The following is a 2,070-nucleotide window of genomic DNA, read 5'->3' on the forward strand; positions in this document are numbered from 1 at the left end:
GGCGTCCGAGGGCGGCACCACCGGACAGGGCCGCGCCGTCGAGGCCGTGCGCCTGAGGCTCACGGGCTCCCTCGCGAAGGACTACGACGTCTGCTACCGCGTCCACGCCTCCAACATCGGCTGGATGGCCTGGGCAAAGGACGGCGAGGAGGCCGGCACCACCGGAATGTCTTGTTCCCTTGAGGCGGTTCAGATTAAGCTTATTAAGAAGGGTGCGTCCCATCCTGATACGACTGGCTATTCTCATCTTGAATTACCAACGGTGACGTACTCATCCCAGGCGAAGGGCGCTTGGCAGAATTCTGTTTCTGCCGGAGAGGTGTCCGGTACGACTGGTGAGGGCATTTCCATTACCGGGTTCTCGGCCAAGATCACTTCGTTCGTTGCCGGTGGAATTAATTATCAGCTGCACCTTTCAAATGCAGGTTGGACTTCTGGTAAGTCAAACGGGGATCAACTGTCGTCTGCTACTGAATCCAATCCGGTTGAAGCAATTAAAGTCTCCCTATCGGGTGACTTGGCAACTTATTTCGATGTTTGGTATAGGGTCCATGTCGAAAACGTTGGTTGGCTCGGTTGGACAAAAAATGGCGCCGTCGCCGGCAGCACCGGCTATGGGGCGCATGTTCAGGCCGTTCAGGTAAGAATTACGAGAAAGGGCGCTGCTGCTCCGGGGAGTACCATCTCTTCGATGCTTCTTGGCGAACCCCTTTCTCTTGCTAATCCAATGCAGAAGAAAATTGTTGATCTGTCGAGGCAAGTTCCCTCTCCTGGTCCGGGGTTGTGTTCGGAATGGATTGCTCAGGTCTATGAGCGGGCTGGATTCAGGAATGTTCATACGGATGCCTGTGACTACTATTGGGATTTCTGCAAATATACTGATTATTCACAGCTGAAGGTTGGAATGGTCATTGCTGTCCCCTCACATATACATACGTATATGGGCCGTATATATGGTCACGTTTGTATCTATATTGGCAATAACCAAGTTATGGATAATGTTGGCCATATCAGGACTCTAGATATGGGTTATTGGCTAGACTACTATTCCACTACGTATAAGCCAAAATGGGGTTGGTACGACAACGTGCCTCTTGCATAGCGAGAGTTTAAGATGCTCCTAGTTGAGTTTAGCCTGGTACTTTGATTTAAAACGAACGGTTCGCTTTTGTGGCGTTCCGTTCGTTTCTATTTTTGCACCATTCGCGTTTTGCGTATTTGAGCAACCATGGAATAAGTAAATAATAATTCTATAGTCGGCTAATCGATGGGGAGCCAAAATGAAAAAGGTGCAACGACGGCTAGCGGTGACGATGGCATCACTATTGATCATTGAGTGTCTCTTGACACCTCTATCTCTATGGGCTGACTCTTTACCAGGGAAATTCGAATCATTTGTTTCCCCTGATTACGCCACTATTGGCTCAAAAGACGAAAGTTACGTTATAAATGACGAAGAGCAAGGCGGCGAAGATGACCGCTCGACTGCGCCTGATGTGGATTCCGCCTCCTCCGTTTCCGATGAGTGTGGCTCCACTGCAACTGATTCGACGAATTCTGAAAAGGGCTCTTCTGTCGAATTCGGTTCAATCGCATATCAAGCGCATGTCCAGGATATTGGCTGGCAAGATGTTGTTTCAGATGGAATGACGGCCGGCACAACGGGTCGCGCTAAGCGCGTCGAGGCTCTAAAGATCAACCTCCTCGCTCGAGATGGTAGCCCATTTGAGAACGATAGCATCTCGGTTCAAGCGCATGTTTCCGGAATTGGATGGGATGCCCGGCCAGTGGGAAATGGACAGGTATCGGGAACAGTTGGACAATCGCGAGCTATCGAGGCCATTAAGCTGACATTGTCGAGTAACCTGTCCGATACATATGATATTTGGTATCGCGTGCATTCTGCAAATGTTGGATGGCTTGGCTGGACCTCAAATGGTGAGCCTTGATTATCGACTTCATTCGAACACCTCCCACATTCATCCGCACATGTGCGGATGAATGTGGGAACCCGATACCCTGAGGGCCGGATCGGCCGGCCCCGGGAGATCGGAGGACGGCATGTCCGGA

Annotated in this window: 1 protein-coding gene and 1 pseudogene; both read left to right on the forward strand. The window is 50.7% G+C overall.

The features are described from left to right. Positions 1 to 1,102, forward strand: a pseudogene (locus tag AAAX73_RS09645) (hypothetical protein); the annotation flags it as partial. A 178-nt stretch (positions 1,103 to 1,280) separates the two neighbouring features. Further along, positions 1,281 to 1,949 (forward strand): hypothetical protein, encoded by a 669-nt coding sequence (locus AAAX73_RS09650; protein WP_349125772.1) that lies wholly within the window; start codon positions 1,281 to 1,283, stop codon positions 1,947 to 1,949. The last annotated feature ends 121 nt before the right edge of the window (positions 1,950 to 2,070 follow it).

The sequence above is a fragment of the Collinsella sp. CLA-ER-H9 genome, assembly GCF_040092295.1.
Lineage (GTDB): Bacteria > Actinomycetota > Coriobacteriia > Coriobacteriales > Coriobacteriaceae > Collinsella.